This window comes from Microbulbifer sp. TB1203 (assembly GCF_030997045.1).
In the GTDB taxonomy this organism is placed as follows: domain Bacteria; phylum Pseudomonadota; class Gammaproteobacteria; order Pseudomonadales; family Cellvibrionaceae; genus Microbulbifer.
Map to the genome: position 1 here is coordinate 1741118 of NZ_CP116899.1, position 21861 is coordinate 1762978.

General features: G+C 52.5%; 21 protein-coding genes. 17 read left to right on the plus strand and 4 right to left on the minus strand.

Annotation, left to right across the window (positions count from 1 at the left end):
* Window positions 1–78: 78 nt before the first annotated feature.
* The 3 genes from PP263_RS07355 (at window position 79) to PP263_RS07365 (ending at window position 1509) form a co-directional block, all read left to right on the plus strand.
* Window positions 79–816, plus strand: coding sequence for a response regulator (locus tag PP263_RS07355; protein WP_308367737.1), 738 nt, complete (start codon window positions 79–81; stop codon window positions 814–816).
* Window positions 817–914: 98 nt separating this feature from the next.
* Window positions 915–1292, plus strand: a complete 378-nt coding sequence (locus PP263_RS07360; protein WP_308367738.1) for a hypothetical protein — start codon at window positions 915–917, stop codon at window positions 1290–1292.
* Between the two features lie 10 nt (window positions 1293–1302).
* A complete protein-coding gene (locus tag PP263_RS07365) occupies window positions 1303–1509 on the plus strand; it encodes a hypothetical protein (protein WP_308367739.1) in 207 nt (68 codons plus the stop codon).
* 1171 nt (window positions 1510–2680) lie between these two features.
* Here PP263_RS07365 and PP263_RS07370 read toward each other — a convergent pair.
* The 3 genes from PP263_RS07370 to PP263_RS07380 are packed head-to-tail and all read right to left on the minus strand — an operon-like array spanning window position 2681 to window position 4971.
* Window positions 2681–4294 carry an IS66 family transposase gene (locus tag PP263_RS07370; protein WP_308365341.1) on the minus strand — a complete coding sequence of 538 codons (1614 nt, stop codon included), beginning with the start codon at window positions 4292–4294 and terminating at the stop codon, window positions 2681–2683.
* Window positions 4295–4318: 24 nt separating this feature from the next.
* Window positions 4319–4666 (minus strand): IS66 family insertion sequence element accessory protein TnpB, encoded by a 348-nt coding sequence (gene tnpB / locus PP263_RS07375; protein ID WP_308365342.1) that lies wholly within the window; start codon window positions 4664–4666, stop codon window positions 4319–4321.
* Window positions 4666–4971, minus strand: a complete 306-nt coding sequence (locus PP263_RS07380) for an IS66 family insertion sequence element accessory protein TnpB (protein ID WP_308365343.1) — start codon at window positions 4969–4971, stop codon at window positions 4666–4668. The genes tnpB and PP263_RS07380 overlap by 1 nt, the downstream gene beginning before the upstream one ends.
* Window positions 4972–5028: 57 nt before the next feature.
* Between PP263_RS07380 and PP263_RS07385 the strand changes: the two genes are divergently transcribed.
* The 11 genes from PP263_RS07385 to PP263_RS07430 all read left to right on the plus strand — a co-directional run bounded on the left by PP263_RS07385 (window position 5029) and on the right by PP263_RS07430 (window position 17107).
* Window positions 5029–5367, plus strand: a complete 339-nt coding sequence (locus PP263_RS07385) for a nuclear transport factor 2 family protein (protein ID WP_308367740.1) — start codon at window positions 5029–5031, stop codon at window positions 5365–5367.
* An 82-nt stretch (window positions 5368–5449) separates the two neighbouring features.
* On the plus strand, window positions 5450–6154 hold the full coding sequence (locus tag PP263_RS07390) for a lipase family protein (RefSeq protein ID WP_308367741.1): 705 nt from the start codon (window positions 5450–5452) through the stop codon (window positions 6152–6154).
* A 151-nt stretch (window positions 6155–6305) separates the two neighbouring features.
* Window positions 6306–6575 (plus strand): cupin domain-containing protein, encoded by a 270-nt coding sequence (locus tag PP263_RS07395; RefSeq protein ID WP_308367742.1) that lies wholly within the window; start codon window positions 6306–6308, stop codon window positions 6573–6575.
* 91 nt (window positions 6576–6666) lie between these two features.
* On the plus strand, window positions 6667–8070 hold the full coding sequence (locus PP263_RS07400; RefSeq protein WP_308368580.1) for an IS4 family transposase: 1404 nt from the start codon (window positions 6667–6669) through the stop codon (window positions 8068–8070).
* A 247-nt stretch (window positions 8071–8317) separates the two neighbouring features.
* A complete protein-coding gene (locus tag PP263_RS07405; RefSeq protein WP_308367743.1) occupies window positions 8318–8752 on the plus strand; it encodes a hypothetical protein in 435 nt (144 codons plus the stop codon).
* A gap of 82 nt (window positions 8753–8834) precedes the next feature.
* Entirely contained in the window at window positions 8835–9290 is a 456-nt protein-coding gene (locus PP263_RS07410; RefSeq protein ID WP_308367744.1) for a hypothetical protein, read from the plus strand.
* A 315-nt stretch (window positions 9291–9605) separates the two neighbouring features.
* A complete protein-coding gene (locus PP263_RS07415) occupies window positions 9606–9941 on the plus strand; it encodes a DUF4440 domain-containing protein (protein WP_308367745.1) in 336 nt (111 codons plus the stop codon).
* 1045 nt (window positions 9942–10986) lie between these two features.
* Window positions 10987–13098 (plus strand): cellulose binding domain-containing protein, encoded by a 2112-nt coding sequence (locus PP263_RS07420; protein ID WP_308367746.1) that lies wholly within the window; start codon window positions 10987–10989, stop codon window positions 13096–13098.
* A 133-nt stretch (window positions 13099–13231) separates the two neighbouring features.
* On the plus strand, window positions 13232–15712 hold the full coding sequence (locus PP263_RS07425) for a GDSL-type esterase/lipase family protein (RefSeq protein ID WP_308367747.1): 2481 nt from the start codon (window positions 13232–13234) through the stop codon (window positions 15710–15712).
* 294 nt (window positions 15713–16006) lie between these two features.
* A complete protein-coding gene (locus PP263_RS22690) occupies window positions 16007–16447 on the plus strand; it encodes a pyrimidine dimer DNA glycosylase/endonuclease V (RefSeq protein ID WP_374693702.1) in 441 nt (146 codons plus the stop codon).
* 198 nt (window positions 16448–16645) lie between these two features.
* Window positions 16646–17107 carry a hypothetical protein gene (locus PP263_RS07430; RefSeq protein ID WP_308367748.1) on the plus strand — a complete coding sequence of 154 codons (462 nt, stop codon included), beginning with the start codon at window positions 16646–16648 and terminating at the stop codon, window positions 17105–17107.
* Between the two features lie 143 nt (window positions 17108–17250).
* Here PP263_RS07430 and PP263_RS07435 read toward each other — a convergent pair whose 3' ends face one another.
* Window positions 17251–18237 carry an AraC family transcriptional regulator gene (locus PP263_RS07435; protein ID WP_308367749.1) on the minus strand — a complete coding sequence of 329 codons (987 nt, stop codon included), beginning with the start codon at window positions 18235–18237 and terminating at the stop codon, window positions 17251–17253.
* A gap of 147 nt (window positions 18238–18384) precedes the next feature.
* Between PP263_RS07435 and PP263_RS07440 the strand changes: the two genes are divergently transcribed.
* From PP263_RS07440 to creC, 3 genes are all read left to right on the plus strand, one after another.
* The gene (locus PP263_RS07440; RefSeq protein WP_308367750.1) at window positions 18385–19032 is read left to right on the plus strand and encodes a DUF899 domain-containing protein; all 648 of its coding nucleotides are present in this window, start codon (window positions 18385–18387) and stop codon (window positions 19030–19032) included.
* A 577-nt stretch (window positions 19033–19609) separates the two neighbouring features.
* Complete coding sequence (gene creB / locus PP263_RS07445) at window positions 19610–20284, plus strand: two-component system response regulator CreB (RefSeq protein ID WP_308367751.1); 675 nt, start codon at window positions 19610–19612, stop codon at window positions 20282–20284.
* The gene (gene creC, locus PP263_RS07450) at window positions 20281–21702 is read left to right on the plus strand and encodes a two-component system sensor histidine kinase CreC (RefSeq protein WP_308367752.1); all 1422 of its coding nucleotides are present in this window, start codon (window positions 20281–20283) and stop codon (window positions 21700–21702) included. The genes creB and creC overlap by 4 nt, the downstream gene beginning before the upstream one ends.
* The last annotated feature ends 159 nt before the right edge of the window (window positions 21703–21861 follow it).

Sequence of the window (21861 nt, forward strand, 5' to 3'; positions counted from 1 at the left end):
TTCTCGACTGCTAATCTAAGCATCTGAGCACCAAGTTACCCGTTAAAAAGTAATAATTATTTACACCAAATATTGACCATGAGAATATTGATAGCAGAAGACAGCCCAATTATACAGAAGCTTAATTCAGAATTAATGAATAGCTGGGGCTTTGATTTCGATATAGCCTCAAATGGCATAGAAACCATTGAGTACGCAAGAAAGAACAACGGCGGATACGACCTCTGTCTAATGGACATCGAAATGCCAAAAATGAACGGCATAGAGGCAACCCAGATTATTCGCAAAACAACAAAATACTTCCCCATCATGGGCCTTACATCCAACTCCTCCTACAAACAGGTATGCCATGATGCGGGCATGGACGACTTCGCTGAAAAACCTTGTAAACCTGATAGCCTTTTCAATAAAATATCCGAATTGACAGTAAAGTCAATTATATGCCTGCTAAAAAAGAGCAGTCTGATTACAAAAGAGGAAATGCCAGTGGACCAAAAACACGCAGAAGAGTTGAGAGAGCTTGCCAAGAGAGGACTGTGCAAGATGCGCCTGAAAGGTTCAGGGGCCCACGATGTTACGGTTACTGTGCACAAACACGTCCCCTACAGCATCTCACATGACTTTGTTGAAGAAGAGGCAGAAGTCACGACATTCCTGGATCGTGACAGCGAAAGTCCCGGAGAAGTTTTTCTTTACAAGTCAAGCTGCCTTGTGCCGGTAATATTGCTTGATGAAGAAGCCTATGCAGAAAAATGTCAATTGGAAGATGATAAAATGAAGGAACGCAACACTCTTGTAACTGAGAAGAAAGAATAGTAAAGAGTTAATCCAATATTCACCATGGAACTTGAATTTAATCTTTATTTTTTTTAGAAAGTTATTTCTTATAGAAATCGCTCTATCGGAGGGAGACGATGTTAACACCGGAAGAAATATACATCACAGATTATACCGAATTGTTTCTTGATCTGTATCGATTTGGAAATTCTCAAAGTCCAAGATTCGACAACATTCGTCCAATGAAAGATGCAATGATACAAGATCGAAATGGTATCAAGTATATTGTTGCCGATGGCAATGGAGTAAGTGCCTTTTCATCAGTTCCTGCAGGCAGAAAGAACGCATGGAAAATACGCAAAGGAACCCCCTTGCCTAACGGGGTAAAATTGGTAATTGACAAACGTCCTGGCCATGAAAATCACTTCATGCTGGCACCATCCAGAACAATGAAGTTGAGCGAATTTCATTCATTAATGGATCAAGTTAGAGAACACGCACAGAAAATAAGCTGAGGGAAGGATTATGGAAACTTTGAACTTGAAACTCCCATATACAGATTTAACACTAATATTGGACTCTCTCCGTCACTACATTAAATACATAGAAAACCTTGATGAGGATTCAGTAGATGAAGATACCCTATCAGATCTTCTTAATGATGCAGAAAATTTGAAAGGTATCGAATCAAATATATCCAAGTTATTCAAAGATAAATTTGGGGAATATTAGCCTCATGAACTCCCTGCCTCTACCACTTATACTGTGCCCGCTGTGTGCGGGCTATAAACCCACATAATAATCTTAGGCATTTGCATCAAATTTCCACTGCACTCCAATTTTGTCTGCGCTGCGGATTTTGAGTCTTTGGAAAAGAATAATTATGGGTTCATCATAACAGTTAAGCATTTATAGATCACACTGACACACAACCTATAAATGCTTAACTACCGGATTAATAAAAAAGGACAGCCATAAATAGAAAAATCGGAAGGTATTCCGATGATGTTGAGTATTGAAAAATCTTTCGAACGTTAGCGGAAGTTTTATTGGCAATATAGGGTGGAAGTGAGCCCCAATCAACCGCTTAAGGTCAAAGAAACCCCCGCAGTTGAGCTGCGACGGTGCTCTTTAAGAGGAAGGCAAAGAGTCAGGATGTGGGCGACGGAGAGAAAATCGCTCACACTCACGAACTCCCTGCGCCCAGCGTTTACCGAGCTGTTCGCAGGCGGCGCGTATCGCTTGGGCGGAGCCAACCAGAGACCTAAAGCGGCTTTCGAAGTTCCGGCTCAGGTAGAGCCAGTCTCTCGGGTCGATTTGCAACCGCTCCAGAGGGTGGTAGGCGGTCGGAAATGGCTCCACGTTTGTCCTCGCGAAGAGCGCTTCCGGTCCAGTCCACCAGCGCCAGGTAGTCCTCGAGCCGCGGGGGTATGCCCTCGGGCATGAGCTCTCGCGGATTACCGGTGAAAGGGAAGAGTGACAGTGGTTGCTCACCTTGCTTGGCGGCTGCGATGCCCCGCTTGACCGATGTGTGCGCGGATTCCTCCGGAGTCTCCGCCATTTGCGCACGAATCGGGTTCAGGTCCACATAGGCCAGACAAGCCACCAGCGCCCGCTCGTCCAGCAACGCTTGGGACTTGAAGCGGCCTTCCCAGAAACGGCTGGTGCACTGGTCCTCTTCCGGGATAGATGACTATATCGAAAGGGCTGTGTTTAAATAACGAACAAGTATCTGCCAATAATATGGCTGGAAGCGCTGATTTTTCAGAATCGTTAGGCACCTCAATACAAATCTCACCAAGAGGAAGCACATGACTATCGACACACTGTCCACATGGCACGAACTTGTGGCGTCACGAAATGCGAAGGGCCTCAATGCACTCCTCGCAGAAGACGTAACCGCTCATTCTAAGACGTCATTGCCCCAGCGGTAGATGTCTGATCGCAAGGGATTGCTTGCAAACTTTTCCTTCCACATTCGCGGTGTCAGATCTGCAACTTCTCTGGCCGGATGCTGGCCAACTCGAAGGAGCACATCCGTGAGATACGTGTACGGATTGATATCGTGCAGCTTGCAGGTGGTAATCAGGCTCTGGATGATGCCCACATGCTCCGCGCCTAGCTCGGTCCAGCAGAACATCCAGTTCTTCCTGCCCATTGGAATCGGACGCAGGGCGCGCTCCAGGTGATTGGTGTCCAGGGGTAAATCCGGGTCCTCCTGGAACACTCTGAGCTTTTGCTCTCTCTGGATCACATAGCCGAGTGCTCTGGTGAGCGGGTCGGAGGGAATCAGGTCTGTGCGCTGTATTTGGGCCTGACACCACTGGAAGAACTGATCCACTACCGGTTTGCTGTGGGCGAGCCGGTAGCTACGCTTCTTGTCGCCAGTGAAGCCTGCCTTGGCAATTTCCTCTTCAATCTTGTACAGACGGGCAATGTGGTCCAGGGCGTAACGAACTGCCTGCGGTTCTTGCTGTTCTGCATCGATAAAATAGCGACGGCTGTGCACCCAGCATTGGGCGTGGGTGATGCCGGTATTCTCTTCGACAAAGCGCGCATAGGCGGTGTAGCCGTCACTCAGCAGCGTGCCGGTAAAGTCCGTTTTGAGGATTTTCTCGATATGCGCGCGCCCGCGGCTGGCGCTGAAGGTAAAGGCCACTTCGTCGCGTTCCCCGTACAGAGGCCAGAAGTAGCCCTGTTTCATTTTTCCGGGGCCGGCACTGGATTTGCCGCTCTTGCCGGCCTTGATCGGGGTTTCATCCATAGCCAGCACCCGGCTTTGCAGGATACTGAGGAGCTGTGCCGCCGCGATGGGGCGTAGCAGCTCGATGGAACGCCTGCACAAGTTGGTGAGAGTGGCGCGACTCAGGGTTACACCCGCCTGAGTGAGGCGCTGGTGCTGGCGGTACAGCGGCAGGTGGTACTGGAACTTGTCCACTAGCATGCCCACCAGGAAGCTGACGTCGGCGATGCTCTTCTCAAGGACATTGGCCGGTGCCGGGCTGGGCAGTGGCTTGTCCTCGCCTTTGCGCTTCAAGATCGGGCGCCGATATTCCTGCACCACGTAACTGGCCGGTTGCTGGGCCAGGCGGTGGGTGGTTTTGGTGCCGATCACTTCAAATTGATCTGCTTCAGGGCCTATAAGCTCCGGCGGTGTCTGTTCGATGACCTGCACCGGAACGTCCGGGCCGAAGCGCAGGCCGCTGTCATTGACGCAATCTTCACCGCGTTGCTTGGGCGCCTTGCCGCGCTGGTAGGTGATGGTGATCTTCTCACCTTCGACGGGGGCGGACTCAGTAGCCGCGCCCAGCAGGGAGGGCTGATGAGGATTGGCTTCCGCCAGACGTCTTTCCGACTTCTGGCCAAAGAGCTGTTTATTGAACCAGTCGAGCCGCTTCTTCAGCTGCGCATTTTCTTCGCGCAGACGCGCGTTCTCCTGCTGCTCTGCAGACAGGAGTGCGTGGTCCTGGCGGGCCTCTTCGGAGAAGATGTCTTCGGATTTGTCAGCGCGTTTCATGACGTGGATTGTACCAAGATGACACTATGGATTGTGTTTATAGCGCTTCAATTGCCGGGATTTTTGCACCTCGATCCCGTCGAGGATCAGCTGCAGGTCGGACCAGCTCAGCCAGCGTCTCCCCGATGCTGAAGAGCGCACAGGGAACTGGCCCTGCTCCAGGCGCTTGTTCCACAGGCAGTAGCCGGAGGGCTCGAAGTACAGCACCTTCATCATGGTTTTGCGGCGGTTGATAAAGACGAAGTACTGACCTTCGAGCGGGTTTTCATCGAGCTGGTTTTTGGCCAGCGCCGATAGCCCACCGAAGGATTTGCGCATATCCGTGGGCTCGGTGCACAGCAGGATCCTCGCGCGGGTTCCTACCGAGAACATTAGCTCTGACTCAGCTTCAGCTCAACGCCATTACCGAGGCTCAGTACGATCTCCCAGCCTGAGGATGAACCAACGTTCAGCGTGGCGAGATCGATAAAGTCAGGTTCTGCTTTCCGGTCTTGCACAATATTCAGATCCGGTGTGGCCAGACGTTTGCGCCACTGGCAGAAACTGGCATAGCCGATCGTACGCTCGGTGCAAAACTGCGTGGCGGGCATACCGCTGACTTGCCATTCGTCGATGAGTGATTGCCATTGCTCCGCGGATCGACGCGGGCGTGGGGTGTGGGTATTTGTAGAATTCATAGTTGGCCTCCGTGTTGTTGACGGTGGCCAGAATAGTGTTTCAGATTGCCGTGGTGAATGACGCCCTACAATGAACGGTTACCAGAAGACGTGGTTTTCTACTCACCCGTGGTTCATAGGCCTCAGGCCGGCAAAGCAATCACCGCTCAATACCTTGCTGTCGCGCTCCACGTCTTCTTCAATGAAACCTTCAAGTACGTTCGAGAAGTCGTCGGCCCACGAGACGCCGTGTTGGAGTTTCAGGTAGAACTTGAAGAGATCACGGTCAACGGTGTGGACATGATCAAGTGGAACGATGATGGAAGGATCGTAGAGTTCAAGGTTCTGATTCGGCCGCTCAAAGCAATCAACTTGATCCATCAGAAGATGGCTTCAATGCTCAGGGCTCAGCAGTAGGCATGCAGGCGCTTAACCCTTCCATCGAGCAGATGCCCGACCGGCTGCGCTCATGCCAAACGTTATGTGCTAGGAAAGCTCTATGCTTAACATTGAAATACTAAAAAAATGTTGGGAGCTAGCGCGAATTAGTAAAGCTACTTATGCAGGTCCAATCCGTCATAACATCTATAGCTATAGGGATATTCCATTTGAACATCAAAAAATAATTCATGGTTCCTTTGGCCGTGGATACTGCCGATTTTTTTGTAACAGAGATACGGTTGTTATTTCCTTCAGAGGGACGAGTGAGTGTGTAGATTGGGCTATTGCCAATTTAAAAGCTTTTCCTGTTCTATTGCGAGATTGTCCAGAAGCACCCAATGTATTTGTTCATAGAGGATTCCAAAGAACATTAGATTATGGAGATAAGACTACTGAATTACGTAGCCTTGATGCAATTGTTGACTACCTTAAAGAATACGAACTATTAGATAGAAAGCTAGTAATAACTGGGCATTCACTTGGCGGGGCTCTTGCAGTTTTGTTCGCGGCTAAGTTTCGGAGTTTGTTCCCAGATGAAATGCACTCTAACCTGGAACATGTAATAACATTTGGATCTCCAGCTGTAGGTTTGAGTAGATTCAAAGAGTTCTATGGAAATTTAGCCGAAAAAACGATTCGGGTAGTGAACAATGCGGATGCGGTTCCTTTTACCCCTCCATTTTTTTGTAAACATGTTGGCACTGAGATTTGGTTGCAAAAAGATAGCTTATCTACGAATGTTGGGCTTTTAAAATGCTCTTAAAGTCCCATTTTCCAAATCATCATCTGATCATTCAATGACGGATTATATTGAACAATTGCAGAAAGAAATTAGAACAATGGAATCACATAACCGAGTCAATGCAGCAGCTAACGCGGCGAATGATTGAGCCGTTGTACGACACGAGGATAACATGAAATACAAACCAATAAATTTTGAAGATAAACTGAGCCTATTTGATGAACAATGGTCGCCAAAAGTAATTGCTGAGATGAACGACTATCAACTCAAGATAGTGAAGATTGAAGGTGATTTCGTATGGCACGATCATAAAGATACTGACGAGACCTTTATAGTGCTGGAAGGGAATCTTCGTATTGATTTTAGAGATGGGTGTGTAAATTTGTCAGCAGGGGAGATGTTTGTTGTACCCAAGGGTGTGGCCCGAATGGCACTGACTTAAGCGTAAGTGTTTGAAAAGTATAAAGAAAGGCTGGTTCCGTGATAAGCTAATTGCGACCAAACAAAACGCTAATCACGGAGGACCAGCCTACATGCATCCTAATAAGAAACATGCCAGCATTCAACGGTGTCGGATCAAGAAATGCGCAGAGCGTACCAATTCCTACGATTTCTTCAATTTACTGACAAGCAAGGAACTGTTCGAGATTGTTGAAGGGCTGCTTCCAGATCATCGTGAACGAACCTTTCCGCCCACAGAAACACTTTCCATGTTCCTGGCGCAAGCGATGCATGCCGATCGCTCCTGCCAGAATATTGTCAATCAAGCTGCCATAGCGCGCCTCACTGGCGACTTACCCCCGATCAGCACCGGTACCAGTGCCTACTGTAAAGCCCGCAAGAGGTTGCCACTAGAAATGATTTCCGAACTGGTTCGGTTCACCGGTAAGCTGACAAGCGCTACGGCCTCTGATCACTGGAAATGGCGAGGACGGCCAGTGAAACTGATAGATGGAACTACGACGACAATGCCGGACACAGTGGAAAACCAAAAGGTTTTCCCCCAGCAGCAGGCCCAAGCCCCAGGGCTTGGTTTTCCGATCTGTCGTATCGTCGGAGTTGTATGCCTGGGCAGCGGGACCATTTTGGATGCTGGCATAGGTCCTTATCGCGGCAAGGGAAGCGGAGAACAGTCGCTTCTACGGTCGATAATCGGTTGCTTTGAGGAAGGTGATGTTGCCATAGGAGACGCTTGTTATCCCAGCTATTTCCTGCTTGCAGAGCTTGTATCGAAGGGAGTTGACTGCATCTTTGAACAAAATGGGATGCGTAAAAAGTTGACTGACTTTCGTAAAGGAAAAAGGCTTGGCCCAAAAGATCACTTGGTCACTTATTGTAAGCCGAAGCAAAAACCGAATTGGATGACAGAAGATTCCTATCGTGCTGCGCCGGACTCCGTTACTATGCGTGAGATCAAGGTCGGCGGAAAAATTTTGGTTACAACCTTTCTCTCTGAAGGCGATGCACCAAGGAAAGCAATAAAGGATTTATACAAAAGCCGCTGGCATATTGAGCTTGATTTTCGCAACATAAAGACCACACTCGGCATGGAAATTTTAAGCTGTAAGACTCCAGACATGGTCATCAAGGAAATCTGGGTCTATTTTCTGGCGCACAATCTGATCAGAACAATAATGGCTGAGGCGGCATCCCTATCAGAAATTCTTCCTCGCCAACTGAGCTTCAAGCACTGTCTACAGCTGTGGCAGGCATGCCGTCAGCGCTCTTTTGATATCAGCGACAATGAGAAGTTGTTAGTGCTGTTGCATATGATTGCAAAAAATATCGTCGGTAACCGACCTGGCAGGATTGAGCCACGAGCGATAAAGCGACGACCAAAGCCTTATTCGCTCCTGATGCTGCCGCGAGAACAAGCGAGGGCGTATGTGAGAAAACATGGGCACCCTCCAAAGCAGCGGATGGGGCTGGCCGCATAAAATGTGCCGCACACTCAATAACTTACGCTTAAGTCAGTGCCATTCGGGTGTGGCCCATAAGCCCTATGCCGAAAAAGAAGTCAAAATGCTATTAATTGAACCGCAAGGCGTCTTAAATACTGGTGACGGAGATGTTAGTGAACGTACAGCGACTAATGACATATGGATATAGACCAGCAATCCGCGCGACAAACGCATGACTGCGACGTCATGTCTATCGCATTGCAGTAATAAAAAGGAATTATTCATGAACAAACTGCGCATTTTTTCTGTTTTCCTGATGCTCAGCATTTCGGGAGGTTGTGGAGCTAAAACTCCTTCTTCTATCGATCTTGAGAATGCAGTCAAGGCTGTAAATGAAGCACAAAATAGAGCAATGCTTTCCACTGCATCCATCAATGATTTAGATAAGTTGTTTAATATGTATACGGAATATTTCGTTTATGTGCATAAAGTTTATGGTGGCACCTACACCAGAAAAGAACTCTACGGCAATGCTGCGAAATATATTACTACCAAGCACTACAAGCTTACTGAAGGAAGATACAAAATATTGAGGATTTTACCTGGATTCGGTGCCGCAGCTGTAGAAAGGCTTGAGGTTGCCAGCGGAAAGATTCATCTATCAGTTTTTGAATTTGAAGGTAATGAGGTTTCTAAAATTATTGAGTACTGGGAGTGATAGTTTGGCTAGTGCCATCATCGACATAACGGATCGTTCCAGGGAACAGCTTACTATACGTGATAGATTAGTAATTTAGAGAATGAAAATCAAAGCATTACTACAATTTGGAAAGAAGAGACAGGCCAGCCAGCCACCAATTATCAATCTTGTCATCAGTTTGATCCTTTTCTTTGGCGTAGTTCCATGGTTATTGCTTGATGGGAAGTTTCTTCTTAAAGGAGATTTCAGGCCAAAAGAAGTTTTGTTGACAGTTCATGAGCAGCCAATGCTCTTTTATATTTTGGTATTTTTTTGCTCTATTTGTGGGTTTATCTCGCTTTACTCGGCAGCTTCTGGATATAGACAAAATTTGAGAGCGATAGCGCGTAATAATAGTAAGCGAGCCATTTCAAATAGTTTGAGCTATCCGAGGGGCGCTTGGTGGCCAAGCTTGGCGCTACGCCCGAACAATGTGGACAAACGTACTACTTTATCTTCAGGCTTGACGGGATGGGGCTTCCTAGGCATTCTTGCCCAAATACCAATTGAGATATGAGGCAAGAGATATTGGCCTCCATGGTCACTATACAAATGTGTTAAGCAGTAAACTCACAGTTGACATATTTTTCAAAGTAGGCCAGCATTACAAAAATGAATACTAAATCGGTCAAATTTGAGCAAATTATTTTCATCATTCAAAACGAATGGTGGGTTTGCTGACGTGTGATTGATTACAAAACCCGCCCTAGAGGCGGGTTTTTTTGTTTCTGCCTCCGGGGTTCAACTAAAGCCAAAGGAGGCAATATGACAAACCATCCAATAAAGCAAGAGATCCACCAAGCTGACCAAGCCATCAATACTAGAGATTTTGATGCAATCGTCAGAATTTTATACTAAGCATGCTGCCTTGGTTGTAAGGCCTGGACTTTTAGCTAATGGCCGAAGAGAAATTCGAGAGGCGCACCAAAAAATCTCCGAATATTTCAATGACAGCTTAGAAGTCTCACAGGGAGAGATGGTTATAATCGAAGCTGGTGATATCGCTTTAGTACTTGCTAAATCTTTTATAGAGTCACCCAAAAAGCTTGATTCGGATTATTCAAAGGAGCGTGATGCCATTTATGTCTATATCAAAGACAACAACGGAAAGTGGTTGTGCGCCATTGATAATTCCTACGGCTTCGAGCTTCTAGAGCCTAACACCTAGCATTTTATTCCATGGGACGGCTACTACAGGTACCTTTTGTGCGGCTCGCTGCGCTAGCGTTTTCGCACAGAAGGTGCTTGTGTTCCGAGAAACTAATTCCCTCAGCGGATAAGCTATCGATTAGAGTCTGGGGGGTAATGAAGACGAAGGACGAGGCCACGAAGGGATAATTTCAAAGGGTTTGATCTAACACGCTGCATTCAGAATGTAAAGGATGGCAATAAGATAACTTAGTGTAGTGCCATTCAGTTCCTGCCTCTGTGACCCTCCAGGTGATGACTTGATTTTTCCACTGGCGCACCGAAACAATGAATATTGCGACACCTGCGCGGTCCTTCTCCGACCTAAAGACGAGCTTTGCCCCGCAGTCAGCTCCAATAAGTAAAAGATTGTGTCATCTGCCTCTAAACCTGGTAAAAATATTTGTTCCGGATCAAAGTTGGACGACAGCATTATGCCCCTATCGCTGACAATACCATTTAATTTATATTATAAATAACAGTTTTGCCCTGCCTCCAGGGTGAGAATATAAAAAGAGATGGTTGAGAGCGATGACAGAGAAGTCAGGTGGCGGCCTCCGCAGGAGGGAACTGCCGCCAAATATCCACATTTCACAGCCGCACTCAGAAAGTGATATCCGTCACAATTCAGCGATCAGTATTTCCCATCTTGCTTTTCTTTTTCCCCTCTCACCTGTGTCTTACGGGCATTATCTCTGTGCTGCAAGCGGTCCTGTTTCGGACCTCACTGGGTGGCTAAGGCGCTGACAGAGAAATCTAAAGAGGATTTCCTGGAAGCGGTTTTACAGCGTAGCGAATGGTGGCGGCGGTTGACTGAACGCGGTCACCAGAACGTACGAGTAGTGGAATGGGATGCCGGGTACTGCCGGACCCCAGCGCGGTGTTTTTCAGAGGCATTTATCGGCCGAAGCGCCTCCATGCGGAGATAACGGCCGCAGTATCAATACGGAAGTTAACAAGTTACGGGGGGTTCAGATGGTGCCTCTGCACACTGCTCGAGCCGCTCTGAAGCGAGGGATTATCAAATGACCAGCACAAAAACATACCTGTTGTCGGTACTGTTGTATCTCGTATTTTCGCCGGCTTTCGCTGCGCAGGGTTCCATGACAATCGTCAATGACTGGGGCTCGGGATTCCAGGCCGAGGTGACCGTCACCAACGACGGTACTACCACCCTATCCAACTGGACAGCCGAGTTCGACATGGCCGTTGAAATCGGCAGCATCTGGAACGGCGAGCTGCAATCCAGCAGCGGCGGACACTTCGTGATTGGGCCAACGGGCTGGAATGCCGACATCGCACCAGGCGATTCCACTGCCTTTGGGTTCACTGCGGCACCGGGCAACCTGTCGGCAGTAAGTGTAGCCGTCAGCGGCGACGGTGGAGCCGGCTCCAATTCATCATCGAGCAGCACGTCTTCCAGTTCGTCGTCCACTTCCAGCAGTAGTTCGTCGAGCGGCGGGTGTACTCCGACGGCGATCACACCATATCTCCGTGTGGACGGCGGCGATTGGCAGCAGACTGCCGAAGTTACCATCTCCGCCGGCAGTACCTTGCAATTCGGCCCTCACCCGGTTTCCGGCTCCTGGAGCTGGAGCGGCTGCGGCACGTCCGGTTCCCTGCGGGAGCAAACTGTGTCGCTGGTCTCCTCGTGCACGGCAACGGCAACCTATATCAACAGCTGTGGCGCTCAAAGCACACTGGATTTCCCTGTGACAGTGGAGAGCGGCGGAAGCACGGAAACCCTAATAGAGGAAAACACTACCGGCTTCTGCGGTGTGGACGGCACGATAGACAACAACCATGCCGGTTTTACCGGCAGTGGATTTGCCAATGCCGACAATTCACTCGGTGCGAGCGTGGATTACAGTGTGGATGCGGACCACGCGACCAGCGCGACGTTGGATGTTCGATTTGCGTCTGCCAGTAATCGCCCGGCCAGCATCGAGGTAAATGGTTTCGTAGCAGGCACCGTCAATTTTAATTCAACCGATTCGTGGACAAACTGGGCCAATGAAAGCATTACCGTTGCGCTGCAGGCAGGTGAAAACACCATACGTCTGGTGCCGCAAACCGCCGACGGTCTGCCCAATGTCGATTCCCTGACGCTTGTCGGTAGTGGCTTAAATCCCGGGGCGTGTAATGCTGTCCCGGATTCATGTAATGACATGAATGGAGATGGTGATTCGCTGTTATCCTGCAGCGGCGATCCGGCCGTATGCCTCCTGGGCGGCGGTGTTGGCAGCTACCGTGTGGCCATGAGGTTTGATACCGGATACAGTGGCGACCTCGAAGTCTTCGCCGAATCCCGGCGGCGAATGTTTACTTCGCCCCAACAAAGCGCTTCCGCCGACCGTTGCGTGGATTTTCTGGTGGATGTCCGAGATCCGGAGGGCGAGCCCTACCAGTCGGACCATGGTACATCGGGATTGAATCTGCGCATTACCAAGGGTACCGGAGCCTTGACTGCATTAAGCGCCAGCCCGGTGACCAGCCCGAGAACGTTATTTATTGCCGGGGACTCGACCGTCGCCGATCAGCTACCCCAACTGTGGGCGCCGGCCGAATCCCGATATACCGGATGGGGCCAGTTTATCCCGGCTTATTTTGGAAATGACATATCCATTTCCAATTACGCGGATTCCGGTGAAGGCACCGCGGCATTCAGGACCGACGGGGGCGGCTTGTGGAACAGGATTAATGCCCGATTGAACCCCGGTGATTGGGTGATGATCCAACTGGGCCATAACGATAAAACCACCTCCGGGTCGCTCTATCGATCGAGGATCACGAATATGGTGACCGCCATTCGCAGTAAAGGTGCAAATCCGATACTGATCACCCCGATGATACGCAACACTGGCGATCCATTATCCGCGCAGCATATCTGGGGTGACCTGAACATCCGCAATGAACTTATCGGCGTGGCAAACGCGCAAAACGTGCCTTTGATCGACCTGATGAAGCTTTCCAGTGAATGGGCGGAACGTATCGGCCGCTCCGCGGCACAGGCCTATTTTGTCGATAACGATAGGACTCACTCTAATGAAATGGGAGCGGAATTGTTTGCGCAAATGATCGTTAGTGAACTTCGCCAACAAAATATTGGCATCATAGATTACTTGCGCAATCCATAACGTGAACTTAGGCGAAAGCGAACCGGGCACATGGCCCACTAGTGGAGAGTTTATCATGATAAACATCAAGCGCAGCTTGGCTGCAATACTTCTATGCCTTACGTGGCAGACGGTATACGGTGCCCAGGGTTCCATGACCATCACCAACGACTGGGGCTCGGGTTTTCAGGCCGAGGTCACTGTTACCAACGATGGCACCACCACGCTGTCGAACTGGACCGCCGAGTTCGACATGCCCGTTGAAATCGGTAGCATCTGGAACGGCGAGGTGCAATCCAGCGACGGTGAACACTTCGCAATTGGGCCGGCAGGCTGGAACGCCGAGATCGCACCGGGTGGTTCGACTTCCTTTGGATTCACCGCGACACCGGGCAACGTACCGGCGGCGAGCGTGACGGTAAGGGGTGACGGGGGAACGGGTTCCAGCTCGTCGAGTTCCAGTTCGTCGAGTACCAGCTCCTCGTCAAGCAGTTCGTCCTCCAGCGGCGGATGCGCTCCAACGGCGATAACACCTTACGCGAGTGTGGATGGCGGCAGCTGGCAGGAAACCTCCAGTTTGACTCTCTCAGCCGGCAGCACCGTGGAGCTTGGCCCGCATCCGACTTCGGGCTCCTGGAGTTGGAACGGCTGCGGCACATCGGGTTCATCGCGGGAGCAGACGGTATCCCCCAACTCTTCCTGCACCGCGACGGCGACCTACACCAACAGCTGCGGCGCCCAAAGCACACAAGACTTTTCGCTGACAGTCGAGAGCAGCCAAGCTACGGAAATCGTAATCGAGGAAAACACCACCGGCTTCTGCCGTGTTGACGGCTCGGTCGACAATAACAATGACGGCTTTACCGGCACTGGTTTTGCCAACACCGACAACGCCACAGGCACTGGGGTCAACTGGCAAATCGAGGTCAGTCAGGCGGGCACCTACAGTTTGCAGTGGCGCTATGCCAATGGCGGCGCGAATGGACGCCCTGGCGATGTGCTGATTGACGGCCAGACACAGTTTTACGGCGTGGCGTTTGCGGTGACCGATGGCTGGACAACCTGGGCGAACAGCGAGACGATTGAACTGTGGCTTGAGCAGGGCACGCACACGATCCGCCTGCAAGCCACCACTGCCGATGGTCTGGGTAATATTGACTCCTTGAGCATCACCGGGAACAGCGGCATCAGCGCCAATGAGTGTGGAAGCAGCGACGCCATTACCCTCTGGATGGCTGGCGACTCTACCGTGATGAATGGTGGGTCTTCCTGTCCACACGGGTGGGGCCGCGACTTTGCAAGTTACTTTAACGGCAATGTCAGCGTGCAAAACCTGGCAGTCGGTGGGCGTAGTGTTCGCACCTGGCTTTACGACGTGCAATCCAGTGTTGGCAGTGATGGGGAGTGTATTTTAAATACCGACTCCAGTGGGAATCCGATCTTGCAAAACCGGTGGCAAACCACGCTGTCCGGCATGAAAAACGGTGACTATTTATTCATTCAGTTTGGTATTAATGATGGTTCCAGCACCTGTCCGCGACACGTCGGTTCCAATGCCTTCATGGAGGCTTATCAAATGATGGCCGAAGCGGCTCGAGCAAGAGGCGCAACGCCGATATTTATCACACCTGTATCAGCGATCCGTTGTTCTGGCAGTACCGCTGTGGCAACACGCGGATTTTTATCAGAAACCATTAATTTAGGTGCAAGTCTTGGTGTGCCCGTCATCGATCTACACCAACGCAGTATTCAGCTGTATAACGAGCGGGGTTTCTGCCCGATTCCGGGTGGCGGTGACGTATCGGAAAGCACTGGCGGAGCGGTCGGCGCGTTCTTCTGTAACGACCATACCCATTTCGACACAAGTGGAGCCTACGATATTGCTGGTCTCGTGGTGCAAGGTCTCCGCGATCTGAATATTCCTTTGGCCCAACACCTAAAAGTTGATACCTCAACCCCGGTAAATGTTTTCCTGGCAGGCGATTCCATCGTTTCAAGTTATACCGATACGTCAAGCCCTAACGATATGGCAGGCTGGGGCCAAATGTTGCCGGAGCAGTATAACGCCAATGTCAATGTTTATAACCACGCAGTTGGGGGGCGTACCGCACGCCGTTTTATTGACGAAGGGCGTCTCGATGCTATTTGGGCAGAGGCCAACGCAGGTGACTATTTACTGGTGCAGTTTGGTACCAATGATGGCCACAGAACCGCAACCTATACCATCAATGGGCAAACTATTCCCTACTATCTGGATCCGGATACCGATTTTAAATCCTACTTGTCGCAATACATAAACGGTGCCCGTGCGCGAGGAATCAATCTGGGCTTCGTTACGCCGACCCCCAGAAATTCCGCGTATTGTACTGGTGGAAACGGCACCGGCCGGTGGGCGCAAGCAATGCGGGAGCTCGCATCTGCCGAAGGTATACCCCTGATCGATTTGAATCGAAAGACAGTGGACCACTTAACGGCGATTTGTCCCTCACCGACGCCAGAGGACTTCTTTTTTGTGCGTGCTGACGGCTCGATCGACGGCACACATTTCCAAGAGAATGGGGCACGTAATCTCGCGCGCTTTGTCGCAGATGGCATTGGCGAAGCGGGCATGGTTTTGGACAACTATCGCAAGTAAACCTCAGGAGCATAAACAGCTACGGCTGTTTATGCTTTTGAAATGGGAGCGGAGTTGTTTTCCCAAACGATTTCCAAAACTGCTGCGTGGCCGTCCGGCCGCGCAGCATACCGGCGGACGAAAGCCGTGCCGGCTTCAAGATTGGCAGCAGCAGGAGTACAACGAGCAGCTCGGGAGACAGCGGATCAGCGGGATGTGGCTCAGCTCCCGAGCTATAATGAAGAAGTATTGTTGAGGTTCCATATGAGCAGCAATCCGAACAAGTACCATGGATGAGGCCACCAGCTAACCGCTATGCGACTGTGGTCATTGCACCCGAAATATCTGGACCGCCAGGGACTGGTAGCCCTGTGGCGGGAAGCCCTCTTGGCACAAGCTGTTCTTCGAGGCGAAACTCGGGGATACCGCAACCACCCACAACTCGACCGGTTCAGAAACCACCCTGCACCACTCACGGCGATGTCGCTCTATTTGAGTGGGATTTATTCAGAGGCGATGGCGCGCGGCTATCATTTCGATAGGAGCAAGTTCCGGATCGTTCGCAAGCACCTCACTCTTCCGGTAACGTCCGGACAACTGGAGTACGAATGGAATCATCTAATGGAGAAGCTTTGCACCCGAAGCCCCGAGACGTACCAAATGTGGCGAAAGACGGAATTCCCCGAAGCCCACCCGCTGATGGAAGTGTACCCGGGAGACGTTGAACCATGGGAACGTAAACATGGGAGCGCCTAATCTGGCCGTCCGATCAGGCACTAGACCTTTTGTTTTAGCGCCCCGGCAAAACACAACGGGGGTCACATCATATCTGCGATACCGTCGGCATTCCATGAACGACCGTCCGGCGACCGTCTAAAATAGTGGCTTAAATCTCTCTCCAAGAACCGCTATCCTTGGGCACGTCTTAATCTCTATGGAACAGGAGTCAACCCCATGCCCCATATCCTCAAGATCACCTTCGGCGCCGCCGCGCTGGCTTTGGGCCTGAGCACCACCGCTCTGGCGCAATCCGACCGCGAAGTGTACGAATACGCCATCAAGCGCGCAGCTCGCATCTGCCCTGCGTACAGCAAAGAAAATACGCCCCCGGTGATCAAGGCCGCGCCGGTGGGCGCTCTGCGTGTATTGGAGGACCGAGGCTATGTGATCTGTCCCGACCTGCGCCTGGAGGCCGATGCGCCCGCGGTATGGTACGGCAATGTCGGTGTGTTCGTGTGGAATCCGAAAGTGGACGGCGCCGGCGAGGTGATCGTCGCCAAGGTCGATGCCATGACCCGGAGCGAGGCGTTCCCGGTGGAGATCGTGGTATGGGATAAGCAAGGCGAGCGAATGGAAAACCAAACCGTGCCGAAGTTCGAGGCCCGGCCTGGCGCCTCTCTGCCCTCGAAGCGATGATCACCGCCGGAGTGACGAAGTCGTTGTTCAGAGATTCTTGAGTACTATGCCCGCTATGTGCGGGCTATAAATTCCACAGGCTTTTTGTATTTCAATCTCGCAACTTATAGTTCACTGGTTTCACCTGCCCTCCCCTACAGCCCTTACAAACGTCCGTACTTGTTACGATAGTCCTGCGGTGTAACTCCGGTAAGGCGTTTAAAAGTGCTGCGAAAGGTTTTACTGTCGTTGTAGCCAACTTCGTAGGTCAAGGCCTGGATATTTTTCTTGCCGCTTTCCAGTGCTTTTTTGGCGGCTTCGATCTTCACACGCTGAATATATTCAATCGGCGTAACCTGAACCGCCTGTTTGAAGCGGCGGATGAAATTGCGTTTGCTCATATTCACATGCGAGGCAACCTGCTCGATGCTGATATCCTCGCCGTAGTGTTCTTCAATAAAATTCTGTGCATTCAGGATTGCCTTGTCACCGTGTCGGTTCAGGCCACTGAATACGGAAAAATGCGCTTGACTCATATGATCGCGATGGATGGAGAAGTTCTTGGCGACCTGCACTCCCACATCGTGCCCGCAGAATTTCTCAACGAGATACAAAATCAAATTCAACGACGAAAATGCACCGCCACCGGTATATATGCCGTTTTGATCGGTGAGTACGGAATCCGGTTGCAGATCCACTTTCGGGAAGCGCTGACGCATATCGTCGATAACGGCCCAGTGCGAAGTGCAGGCTTTACCTTCCAGCAATCCGGCCTCCGCCAGGAAGTAGCTGCCCTTGCACAAGCTCGCGATTTCCGTTCCCGCCTCATAGTGCCGCTTTAGCCATGCTATCGCCGCGCTGCTTTTTCTCCGTAACAGATCCCATTCGCCCGCGAAAGCGGGAACGAGAATCAGGTTCTGATTATGGCCGTCGGACCTTGGCGGCACCTCTTTCAGGCTGCGCTGGCAAGCGAATGACGCGGGACTGCCGAGCTGAATCTCGCTGGCCTGCTGGGCAACCAGGGAGATCTCAAAAGCCGCCGCCCGCCCCATCTGCGTGAGGATGTCGTTGGTGCGCATGAATATATCCAGGGGCGCTGCCGCCGAGGAGAGCACAACATCTTCATAAATCAGGATGTAGACATTCTTCACCGTCGCATGTCTCTCTGTGTCTTTCACTCCGAAAGATCATACGCGCGGATATGGCACAAAACCACCCTCTCCACGTCATTTGACCGCATCGCTCGCGAGGGCGCGAAGAACCATACTGCCCCCCCAGTACTACAAACGGAGATCGATATGAACCAGATAATTAATGAACAGGAATGGCAAAGCGCACTGGATGCTTTTCGAATCAAGGAAAAGGAGCACACCCGGCTCCGGGATGCGTTAAACGCCGAGCGCCGCCGCCTGCCGATGACGGAAATCAGCAAAACCTATAGTTTTACCGGCCCCGAGGGCAAAGTCAGCTTGCTGGACTTGTTTGAAGGGCGCAAGCAGCTGATTGTCTACCATTTTATGTTTGCCGAGTCGCCCTGCACCGGCTGCTCGATGATGGTCGACAATATGGGGCATATCGCCCATATCCACGCGCGCGATACCTCATTGGCGCTGGTTTCCCTCGCCCCATATCCAAAGCTCGCCGCATTCAAGGAACGTATGGGTTGGCAGTTTCCGTGGTACTCCTCCGAGAGTAGCGATTTCAACAGGGATTTCGGCGCGACCCGCGAGAACGGCGAAATGTTTGGCGTAAGCGTATTTATCCGCGATAACGACACTATTTACCGCAGCTACCACACCACCCTGCGCGGCGCGGAATACCTGGGTTCCAATTTTTCTTATCTCGATCTCACGCCAATGGGCCGCCAGGAACTCTGGGAGGACAGCCCGGGAGAAGTTCCGCAAACCCCACCCTACCAGTGGTGGCGCAAGCACGATGAATATTGAGGAGCTTGACGATGTGTCCGCTATGTGCCGCGACCGGGCTGACGACCTGGATACTTGCCGGAGGTTTAGGCAGTAGCTGCGCCGCCACGGCGGTTATTTACTGGCGCAAACGAAGAGTATCTCCATCTGACGATTCGTTTAGGGAGGCCGGCGGGAGCGTCGGCACCCCGCCGACACAGCCACTTCAACGACCGAAGTAAAGCACGCGGGGGCGGATCAGTCGCGAGTCCCTGTATCCCGGCCCGGAGATGCTTTCTGATCAAAGGCAGGACGCGCTTGCCTTTACAAACAGCACAGCTGCCTTTCTCGGGGCCGCGCCCAAGCGCTTCCGCAAGCGGGGATTGAGGCGCGTCCCTTGGCATCGAAGACCGGAGGATACGCAGCGTGTATCTTGCCAGGCACCGACTGGCGTCGTAATGTGGTGCGCCAGTTGATTGACGAGCCAAACCGCCGGATTAAAAAAGCCTTGGAGAAGCTTGAGCCGTATGCGAGGAAACCCGTACGGGCGGTTCTCAGCCTTCCGGTGCGCGCGGCGCACCCTACCAGCGCTTTTTCCCCTGCAGACGAGATACAGCCCGTGCCTGAAATCCTGATCGTAGACGACGAACCCCGTATCGCCGAGCCCTTGATGTTTGCCCTGGAACGCGAGCATTTTGGAGTCGCCCATGTGACCCTGGCCGAGCAGGCGCTGGCCGCCTTGCGGCAGGAGGATTTTTCGCTGGTGGTCCTGGATGTGGGATTGCCGGATGTGAACGGCTTCGAGGTGCTCAAGGAATTGCGCCGGTTCAGCGAGGTACCGGTGCTGTTCCTGACCGCGCGCCAGGACGAGGTCGACCGCATCCTCGGGCTGGAACTGGGCGGTGATGATTATGTCACCAAGCCGTTCAGTCCCCGTGAGGTGGTGGCGCGGATCCGGGCCATTCTCAAACGACTGCAGGGCGCGCCGTCGGCGCCTATTGGAAAAAAAACGTGGGAGCTGGACGAGACCGGGGCGCGGATATTGTTCCGCGGCCAGCCGTTGGCATTAACCCGCTCCGAGTTCCGCATCCTGGCGGCGCTGGTGCAGCGTCCCGGGCAGGTGTTTAGCCGGGCGCAATTGCTGGATGTCTGCGACAGCGACGAAGACAGCTTCGAGCGCAGTGTGGATAGCCACATCAAAACCCTGCGCGCCAAGTTGCGCCCGTTGGGCGGTGACGGCCTGATTGCCACGCGCCGGGGCCTGGGTTACTACCTGGAAACGGAGTCCCCATGAAACTGGGCCGGCGCTTGCTGCTGTTCTACTTTTTCATTCTCGGCCTGTTGGGCTGGCTGGTGCTGGATCTGGTGTTCGGCCAGGCCAAACCACTGGTGCGTCAATCCGCCGAGGAAACCCTGGTGGATGCCGCCAACCTGCTGGCGGAAATCATCGCCAGCGATACCCGACAGGGCCAGGTGGTGATCACACCCGAGCTGCGCGCCGCCCTGAACCGTTACGCCGGCCGCGACCTGGATGCGGATATCTGGGGCCTGAAAAAGGCAGCCATCCATACCCACGTCTATGTCACCGGCCCCACCGGCACGGTGTTGTTCGACTCCCGAGGGCGGGACGAGGGCATGGACTTTTCCCGCTGGAACGACGTATACCTGACCCTGCAGGGTCGCTACGGCGCGCGGACCACCCGCACTGATCCGGCCGATCCCGGCACCTCGGTGATGTACGTGGCCGCCCCGATCCGCCATGAAGGAACCCTGGTCGGGGTGGTAAGCCTGGGTAAACCGGGGCGCTCCATCCAGCCCTTTGTGGACCGGGCGGAACGACAACTGACCCTTTATGGGGGGCTGGTGCTGGGCGCCTGTTTGCTGTTGGGGATGTTGCTGGCCTGGTGGCTGACCCGCCGCCTGCAACGGCTGCGTCACTATGCACAGGCCGTGGCGGAGGGCGAGCGACCGGCGCCGCCCCGCTTGCGGGGCCGCGATGAAATCCGCGATCTGGCCGAAGCTGTCACCGCTATGCGCCGTCGCCTGGAAGAGCGGGCGCGGCTGGAAGATAACGTCAGCCTGCTCACCCACGAAATGAAGAGCCCGCTGGCGGCGATTCGTGGTGCGGGGGAAATCCTCGCCGAGGAAGTGACGGACCCTGCCCTGCACCGCTTCACCGATAACGTGATCCATGAAAGCCAGCGCCTGAGTGAACTGCTCGACCGGCTGCTGGCCATGGCCCGGCTGGAAAAGCTGGAAAGCCTGCCCGCCCGTCGACGGCTGGCCTTGGCCCCCCTGCTGGGGGACTGGCAGCAAAGCCGCTATCCACTGCTCGCTGAAAAAAACCTCACCGTGCAGGGGCCGCAGGAGGAAACCCTCTGGGTGGAGCCGGAAACCCTGCAATTGGCCCTGTTCAACCTGCTCGACAACGCCCTGCGTTTTGCCGAACCGGGCTCTACCTTGAGTGTCACCGTCACTGATGCCGGCGGGGAACAATGCCTGGCGGTAACCAACCGGGGCCCGACTATTCCCGACTACGCGCTGGCGCGGGTCAGTGAACGCTTCTATTCCCTGCCCGCCCCGGGCCGGGAAAAAAGCTCCGGCCTGGGCCTGGCCATGGTGCGGGAAATCGCCGCTCTCCATGGGGGGCGTCTGTCGGTGGGAAACACCGGTGACGGTGTGTGCGCCAGCCTGGTTCTGCCGGCGGGTTAAGGACCTCTGATTAACGTCATTCCGGCGCAAGCCGGAATCCAGAATCCACGGTTTCTCTGGGCTCCGGCTTACGCCGGAGTGACGAAATGCATTTATTCAGCGATTGCTTAATAGTTTCCCCGACTATCCACCACTTCCCCACACAATCCCCATAAAACC

What these genes read in the sequence shown, in the direction of transcription:
- PP263_RS07355 (WP_308367737.1), top strand. Translation starts at nt 79, where the DNA reads ATGAGAATATTGATAGCAGAAGACAGCCCAATTATACAGAAGCTTAAT.
- PP263_RS07360 (WP_308367738.1), top strand. Translation starts at nt 915, where the DNA reads ATGTTAACACCGGAAGAAATATACATCACAGATTATACCGAATTGTTT.
- PP263_RS07365 (WP_308367739.1), top strand. Translation starts at nt 1,303, where the DNA reads ATGGAAACTTTGAACTTGAAACTCCCATATACAGATTTAACACTAATA.
- PP263_RS07370 (WP_308365341.1), bottom strand. Translation starts at nt 4,294, where the DNA reads ATGAAACGCGCTGACAAATCCGAAGACATCTTCTCCGAAGAGGCCCGC.
- tnpB (WP_308365342.1), bottom strand. Translation starts at nt 4,666, where the DNA reads ATGTTCTCGGTAGGAACCCGCGCGAGGATCCTGCTGTGCACCGAGCCC.
- PP263_RS07380 (WP_308365343.1), bottom strand. Translation starts at nt 4,971, where the DNA reads ATGAATTCTACAAATACCCACACCCCACGCCCGCGTCGATCCGCGGAG.
- PP263_RS07385 (WP_308367740.1), top strand. Translation starts at nt 5,029, where the DNA reads ATGACGCCCTACAATGAACGGTTACCAGAAGACGTGGTTTTCTACTCA.
- PP263_RS07390 (WP_308367741.1), top strand. Translation starts at nt 5,450, where the DNA reads ATGCTTAACATTGAAATACTAAAAAAATGTTGGGAGCTAGCGCGAATT.
- PP263_RS07395 (WP_308367742.1), top strand. Translation starts at nt 6,306, where the DNA reads ATGAAATACAAACCAATAAATTTTGAAGATAAACTGAGCCTATTTGAT.
- PP263_RS07400 (WP_308368580.1), top strand. Translation starts at nt 6,667, where the DNA reads ATGCATCCTAATAAGAAACATGCCAGCATTCAACGGTGTCGGATCAAG.
- PP263_RS07405 (WP_308367743.1), top strand. Translation starts at nt 8,318, where the DNA reads ATGAACAAACTGCGCATTTTTTCTGTTTTCCTGATGCTCAGCATTTCG.
- PP263_RS07410 (WP_308367744.1), top strand. Translation starts at nt 8,835, where the DNA reads ATGAAAATCAAAGCATTACTACAATTTGGAAAGAAGAGACAGGCCAGC.
- PP263_RS07415 (WP_308367745.1), top strand. Translation starts at nt 9,606, where the DNA reads ATGCAATCGTCAGAATTTTATACTAAGCATGCTGCCTTGGTTGTAAGG.
- PP263_RS07420 (WP_308367746.1), top strand. Translation starts at nt 10,987, where the DNA reads ATGACCAGCACAAAAACATACCTGTTGTCGGTACTGTTGTATCTCGTA.
- PP263_RS07425 (WP_308367747.1), top strand. Translation starts at nt 13,232, where the DNA reads ATGACCATCACCAACGACTGGGGCTCGGGTTTTCAGGCCGAGGTCACT.
- PP263_RS22690 (WP_374693702.1), top strand. Translation starts at nt 16,007, where the DNA reads ATGCGACTGTGGTCATTGCACCCGAAATATCTGGACCGCCAGGGACTG.
- PP263_RS07430 (WP_308367748.1), top strand. Translation starts at nt 16,646, where the DNA reads ATGCCCCATATCCTCAAGATCACCTTCGGCGCCGCCGCGCTGGCTTTG.
- PP263_RS07440 (WP_308367750.1), top strand. Translation starts at nt 18,385, where the DNA reads ATGAACCAGATAATTAATGAACAGGAATGGCAAAGCGCACTGGATGCT.
- creC (WP_308367752.1), top strand. Translation starts at nt 20,281, where the DNA reads ATGAAACTGGGCCGGCGCTTGCTGCTGTTCTACTTTTTCATTCTCGGC.